Origin of the sequence: Methanosarcina spelaei (genome assembly GCF_002287235.1) — an archaeon.
In the GTDB taxonomy this organism is placed as follows: domain Archaea; phylum Halobacteriota; class Methanosarcinia; order Methanosarcinales; family Methanosarcinaceae; genus Methanosarcina; species Methanosarcina spelaei.
In genome coordinates, this window is record NZ_LMVP01000119.1 from 1 (window position 1) to 6,559 (window position 6,559).

Here is a 6,559-nt window from a genome sequence, read left to right on the forward strand (position 1 = left end):
AGTTGACAAATCTTAAGGAACTTTACATACATGACAATCAACTGAAGGAAATACCACCTGAACTCTCAGAGTTGAAAAATCTTGCTAAACTTAATATATCTGATAATCAATTGACTTCGCTGCCGCCTGAACTCTCCAAGTTGGAAAATCTTACTGAACTTAAAATCTCTGATAATCAATTGACTTCGCTGCCGTCTGAAATTGCAGAACTCAAAAATCTTACTGAACTTGATATATCTTATAATCAATTGACTTCGCTGCCGTCTGAAATTGCAGAACTCAAAAATCTTACTGAACTTGATATATCTAGAAATCAATTGACTTCGCTGCCGCCTGAACTCTCCAAGTTGGAAAATCTTACTAAACTTGATATATCTAGAAATCAATTGACTTCACTGCCACTGGAAATACTAGAGTTGGAAAATCTTAATAGATATTACATATCTTCTAATCAATTGACTCCATCAGTGCCGACTTCACCAGTGGAGAGAGTTTTCAACATACGGAGCCTTGATATAGAGTACTTGCTCGCAAAACACAAAAACGAAGGAGTATTTTTAGAAGGAAACCCTCTTGAAAACCCTCCAGTAGAGATTGTAAAACAAGGCAGAGAGGCAGTTATTAATTATTTTAAGTCATTGGAAGGTGAAAAGAGACCATTAAATGAAGTTAAAGTTTTGCTGGTAGGAGATGGAGAGGCGGGAAAAACCTCATTGGTGAAAAGGTTATTAGGCGAAGGATTTGATGGAAATGAGCATCAGACTCAAGGGATTAATATCAAAAAGTGGGGATTTAAAGACAAAGATAAGGAAATAAAAGTTAATTTCTGGGATTTTGGTGGACAGGAAATAATGCATGCTACCCATCAATTTTTCCTTTCCAAAAGAAGCCTATACATTCTGGTTCTTGATTCTAGAAGGGATGAAAAAGCCGAGTACTGGCTCAAGCACATAAGGAGTTTTGGAGGGGATTCGCCAGTACTGGTCGCTTTGAACAAGATTGATGAAAATCCCTCTTTTGAGTTAAATAGAAAATTTTTGCAGGAGAAATATCCTTCAATAAAAGGTTTCTTCAGAATTTCTTGTAAGGAAAATGGAGGAATTGAATTTTTTTCCATAAAACTAAAAGAAGAAATATTAAAAGTTGAAAACATGCAAATAGAATGGGCTAAAAGCTGGTTCGAGATAAAGACAAAATTAGAAAAAATGAGTTGCAATTTCATTACTTATGAAGAATATCGAAATATATGTCTGGAAGAAAATGTGGGCGATAAGTCATCTCAAAACACGCTTGTTGATTTTCTTAATGATCTTGGAATAATTGTACATTTTAAAGACATTTCATTGCTCGATACACATGTGCTTGAACCGAAGTGGATTACTGAAGGCGTTTATAAGATCATAAATTCGGATATTCTAGCTAAGAAGAAGGGAGTTCTTCGATTAAGTATGCTAGATGGAATTCTAGAGCAAAAGAAAGAAGGCGACTACGATTATCCTCCTGAACGTTATGGTTATATCATCAACTTGATGAAAAAATTCGAATTGTGTTATACAATCGATAACGGAACTGTTCTCCTTCCAGATCTGTTGGCAGTTCCTGAGCCAGAATTTGACTTTGATTCAAATGAATCCCTAAAGTTTTTTATTGAATATGATTTCCTTCCACGTTCAATTATGCCCCGATTTATAGTAAAAATGAATAAGGATATTAAAAATGGCTTACAGTGGAGAACAGGTGTAGTTCTCGAAAACAAACAATTTAATTCCTGTGCTGTAATTAGATCTGATAATGAGGCAAAGAAAATCTATATCAATGTAAACGGTGGTCAGAGGCGTGACTATTTTTCAAGTATATTGTTCAATCTGTGGGAAATAAACAGCAGCTTCGAAAAGTTAAAAGCTGTCGAGAAAATTCCCCTCCCTGATGAACCAGAAATAGCTGTTAGTTATGATCATCTGGTTTATTTAGAAGAAATTGGTGAAGATAGGTACAGACCTGAAGGGTCAAGGAAGGCATATAATGTCAAGGACTTGCTTGGAACAGTAAACATTAAAAGAACAGAACAAGAGTTGCTTAAAGAGATTTTAAGTATTCTGAAGAATATGAATCAAAATGAAGAAGAAAAGTTTGAAAAAGTTGTTTCAGTTCTAAGTAGTCTAGCAATGGATCAAGCAGAAGAATCTGACAACTGGGAAACTCTATCAAGGAAGTTAAATAGAGTCGTAATGTTGCAACCTAACTGGAATGGACTTGGATTGAATATCAACGAAGCAATTGATCTGGCAATAGATCGATATTTTAAATGGAAAAGAAAAAGTAAATAAAATTTCTTAAAGTCACAAAAATATACTCTTTAAGCTTTTCAGAACCCAAAAATCCTTCTTACCTTCCCCATTCTCTATTCAAACTTTACATTTCGCTTCTTTGCCCCAGACTTGCGCGGCTTTTTCCGTATTCAGTAATAAAAAATAGAATTGAAACCTTTCATTCTGGAAAACTCGGTCATTACTACTTTTGGTTTCCTATATGTATCTTATATTCCTGAACTGTCAGACCTTCGGTGGATCCGGGAGACATCAGAACAAAAAGCCTTCTTTCAGTAGCATGAGCCTTATCCTGAGTAGATAACAAATCAACATCCTTAACGGCTTTGTGTGTTGTGTGTGAAGTCACTGGCTGTCATACATTTGTCTGACATTTCTTGAATTAGTTTTTCCCTCTCTTCCTTTATCCTTTTCATGTCCTCCTCAAACGATTCATGAAGTGGGATGCGTACACACCGTATGGGACCTTTTCTCATGGTTTCTCCTTCTCGTTTATATCCATGACTTTCTATTTTGATATATTCTAAAATAAATATATAATTCTACCTAGAAAAAGCCTTTCAAAACATTCAAATGGAAACGGAAAGAGCACAGCCGAGCCTAGAAAAGATATCATTAAGCCATCTTCCTGATTCTATGCGTTTTAAAGTTCTCATGGGTTAAGGTTCCGGAAATCCTGGGAATTTACCTGGTTAAGTTAACATTTTTTGCTTCCGTATAGTATCTTTATTTCACTTCCCCGCATCCTCTATCTCAAACTTTACATTCCTCTTCTTAAGCTCTTATATTATCTCTTCCATAAACACCCCAGGCCCCTTTTCATGTCTATGGTGAAATTCCTTAACTTTGCCTGGCTCTCCGCCAACGCTTGTAATTTCCACGCCGCAGGAAGGGCTTTTAGGAACGCCGAGAATTTTTATTTTTACGCCACCGGCTGCAAGGTCTTCAAGCAGGTCTGCAAGATGGGTAAAGATTTCTCTGCAAAAGCGCCTGTAGGCAGGATGGTCAAGCTGGTCTTTAGTAATTTCCCGACGCCTCATGCCGAAAAACATCGCTTCAGGGCAGGGGAGCTGGATGACGTTCGCGCCTTGCGTATCGATAGGCTGGACTGGTTTTACTCCTTTTACCCTTGCAAGGGGGTTGAGAAGGCAGTGACCTATGACCAGAACTTCGTCTTTGTCGCCGCAGGCAGCGGGTTTTTCAAAAACATAAGAGCACTCGTAATTTTCCAGCTTCTTCATCTCCTCACCTGTGTTTGATTTAATACCGTTTTTCTCGTGTCTTTTACCTATTTTACAGCTTTGGCAATGGTAATATCTGGAATATTTCCTTTTCTGCTTTCAGGAGGCAGTAAAAAGGAGTGAGTGTTAATTTAAAATCATTTCCTCACTCCTTAAGTATACTGCAGTTTCATCTTTAATCCTGTCAAGATTCAGTCCTGTCAAGACTTAACCCTGTCAAGATTTAACCCTGTCAAGATTTAACCCTGTCAAGATTTAACCCTGTCAAGATTTAACCCTGTCAAGGCTTAATCTTATCAAGAGTAATTTTGAAACTCTCCAGATAGACTTTCCAGATTATCGCTTTCTTCTATACAGGTACACTCCAGTAAGCCCGATTATTCCGTAAATCATTTCGAAGCCCGGAATACCTTTACTTTCTTTTTGCTCGGAAGTTTGCTCAACACCTGTTGTTGCGTTTTCGGTATTGTTTCCGGTATTATTACTGAGGTTTTCAGTATCAGGTTTAGCCTGTGTTTCATTTACGGTTCCCTCTTGTGTTGCTTTGCCTGCTATTGCAAAGAATGAGAACGTCGGAGGCTGTGCCGTGAAGTACAGGTATTGGTTGTCTTCTTTTAACAGTTTTACAGGCAGTTGTGACCATTTTTTATCGTTGTAGATATTGAGTGTGACTGACGTCTGGTCAATTTTTTTATCCTGCAGCCAGGACTTTTCAACCTTGAAGCATAGTTCAGGGTTTTCAATGTTCTTTGAGGTAGCAAATCCACTGTTTCCGACCCAGAGGTTGAAGTACTTATAGACCTCACCCGAGTTCAGTGCTGAAGTCAGAGTGGATTTCCCTTTAAGCTGTTCGGCAATGGCTGTAATCTTACCTGCGGTCTTCTTTGCATCAAAACTGACATATACAACACAGGTTGCATTCTTTGTAAAATCAAACATTACAGTTTTTCCGTTAATAACCTGTGCCTGTGAAAGTTCCTTGACCTGAACGTTAGTTTGAGGTTCTGGGGAACCGCCTGCCCCACCACTGCTACCTCCGCTGCTGTGGCTGCTTTCACCAGAATTGCCATCTGAACTGCCATCAGAGTTATCGGAACTGTCATCTGAATTGCCATCTGAACTGCCATCTGAATTATCGGAACTGTCATCTGAATTGCCATCTGAACTGCCGTCAGAATTGGTGCTATTGTTATCTGTAATTTCCTCTGAATGAGATGTGACGTTTTCGGAAGGAGTGACTGTTGAATTAGTTGCTCCTGGAGGTTGTTCAGGTGTCGAATTCTCTGACGTTGCAAGAGCTTCATAGTCGATTTCACCTTCACTGAGTTTGACTGTCTCTTCTGCTATACCGTCTCCGTTTACGTCATAATGTGTTTGAGAAAAGCCTGTTCCATCAGGTTTAGCCCAATAGTTTCCTGCAATATAGGGGCCGCCTATAATGTTTTTTTCTGTTGTGCTGGTAATGTTCCAGGTGTTAGGGTTATCGTGATAGCTATCGAAAATTACATTTACTGTGTTATTGAAATAGTTGTTGTAAATTTTGCTACCAGTATCTGCTTTATCGTAAATTCCACATTTTTTGTTAAAACTTATAGTGTTGCCGGCAATATCAGAACGACCTTCGTACATGAGGGCTATACCCTGGTCATTTTCTCTAATTGTGTTATTCTCAATTTTGGAGTCACCTAAATCTCCCACAACGACGCCTGTTCCACAGTTTGAAATCCGGTTGTTTTTGACAACAGCATCGTAATAACATTCTCCAACAAAGACTCCTGATTGACAATTTGAAATTTCATTATCGTTTATAGTAAAAGTAGAGTATAGATTTGCGTCAATGCCTGTACCATAATTCATAATTTTGTTTTTTTCAATTAAGCAGTTAGAGAACTGAGCGAGATTCACTCCATAAGATGTACCAGTACCTTTAAGGGTAAAACCTTTAATAGTTATCTCCTGTGCATCACCTGTGAGGAAAAAGCCATCTCCTTGAATTATCGTGTCGTCAGGATTACCTGACTGGGACATAATAACCAGATCATATGTACTGAGAGTGACATTCTCATAATAAGTACCAGGTTCTACAATTATAGAATCTCCATGTGTTGCGTTATCCACAGCTGATTGTATAGATTCTCCATTGTGTACTATTATGTCAGCTGCAGCACCTATTCCAGATCCTGTTATAAATACAAAAATTGACAATAATAATGCAATAAATCGATTTTTCATTTCCTGCATCTCCGATTTATATCATTGTATTATTTTTTGATATATAAGATATATTATTATGGTAGTTGTTGAATCTGAATAAGTTTACGCATCTTCAAAAATAGTAAATCCAGGTTTCTAACCTTAAATTAAGAATATTATTAAAATTATTTGAAATTATTCTTCATGTCAGGGAAAAGAGTTGACCAAAAGGAGTTCTGAATGAAACTAAGGTAAATTCTCAGAGGATTCCCTTTGATAGTTAGAGATCTGGAAGATTTGAGATGTTTAGAAACTTGGAAGATTTGAGATGTTTAGAAACTTGGAAGATTTGAGATGTTTAGAAACTTGGAAGATTTGAGATGTTTAGAAACTTGGAAGATATGGGATATTTAGAAGATTTGGAATGTTTAGAAGATTTGAAAGATTTAGGATAATAGTAATCTCCTACCTGTATAAATCCAGACGCACCAATTCCAGAATAAATCTCTATTTTTAGTAGAAATTTGTAATTAACAGATAGACCACTGTTATGGTACTAACCTGGCCTTCATTGTCTTCTATCTGTCTTCTATCTGTCTTCCATCTGTCTTCCATCTGTCTTCCATCTGTCTTCCATCTGTCTTCCATCTGCCATCATCTGGCTTTCATCTGTCCTTCATCCGTATTACCTATAGTCACCATTTTAAATAATGCGACATTTTGTGTGTGAATGTATGTTTCTTCCAAAACTCATCCAGTTCTTCCTTCAATACTTTTATATTCTTGAATGATTTTATT

General features: G+C 37.3%; 5 protein-coding genes. 1 reads left to right on the forward strand and 4 read right to left on the reverse strand.

Annotated elements, in window-relative coordinates; all coding sequences use genetic code 11:
* The coding region (locus ASJ81_RS07975) for a COR domain-containing protein (protein WP_095644020.1) at positions 1 to 2,327 on the forward strand (2,327 nt) is incomplete at its 5' end.
* A gap of 317 nt (positions 2,328 to 2,644) precedes the next feature.
* On the opposite strand, the gene ASJ81_RS22715 is transcribed toward ASJ81_RS07975, so the two are convergent.
* The 4 genes from ASJ81_RS22715 to ASJ81_RS24170 form a co-directional block, all read right to left on the reverse strand.
* Positions 2,645 to 2,803: a hypothetical protein gene (locus ASJ81_RS22715; RefSeq protein ID WP_170943240.1), complete on the reverse strand. Its 159-nt coding sequence runs from the start codon at positions 2,801 to 2,803 to the stop codon at positions 2,645 to 2,647.
* Between the two features lie 306 nt (positions 2,804 to 3,109).
* Positions 3,110 to 3,568, reverse strand: a complete 459-nt coding sequence (locus ASJ81_RS07980) for a DUF523 domain-containing protein (protein WP_095644021.1) — start codon at positions 3,566 to 3,568, stop codon at positions 3,110 to 3,112.
* Between the two features lie 336 nt (positions 3,569 to 3,904).
* Complete coding sequence (locus tag ASJ81_RS23660) at positions 3,905 to 5,800, reverse strand: PGF-pre-PGF domain-containing protein (protein ID WP_245859934.1); 1,896 nt, start codon at positions 5,798 to 5,800, stop codon at positions 3,905 to 3,907.
* A gap of 474 nt (positions 5,801 to 6,274) precedes the next feature.
* Entirely contained in the window at positions 6,275 to 6,409 is a 135-nt protein-coding gene (locus ASJ81_RS24170; RefSeq protein WP_275112542.1) for a hypothetical protein, read from the reverse strand.
* Positions 6,410 to 6,559 lie beyond the last annotated feature (150 nt).

Coding starts and splice junctions, on each gene's coding strand:
- ASJ81_RS22715 (WP_170943240.1), bottom strand. CDS start 2,803: ATGAGAAAAGGTCCCATACGGTGTGTACGCATCCCACTTCATGAATCG.
- ASJ81_RS07980 (WP_095644021.1), bottom strand. CDS start 3,568: ATGAAGAAGCTGGAAAATTACGAGTGCTCTTATGTTTTTGAAAAACCC.
- ASJ81_RS23660 (WP_245859934.1), bottom strand. CDS start 5,800: ATGAAAAATCGATTTATTGCATTATTATTGTCAATTTTTGTATTTATA.
- ASJ81_RS24170 (WP_275112542.1), bottom strand. CDS start 6,409: ATGGAAGACAGATGGAAGACAGATGGAAGACAGATGGAAGACAGATGG.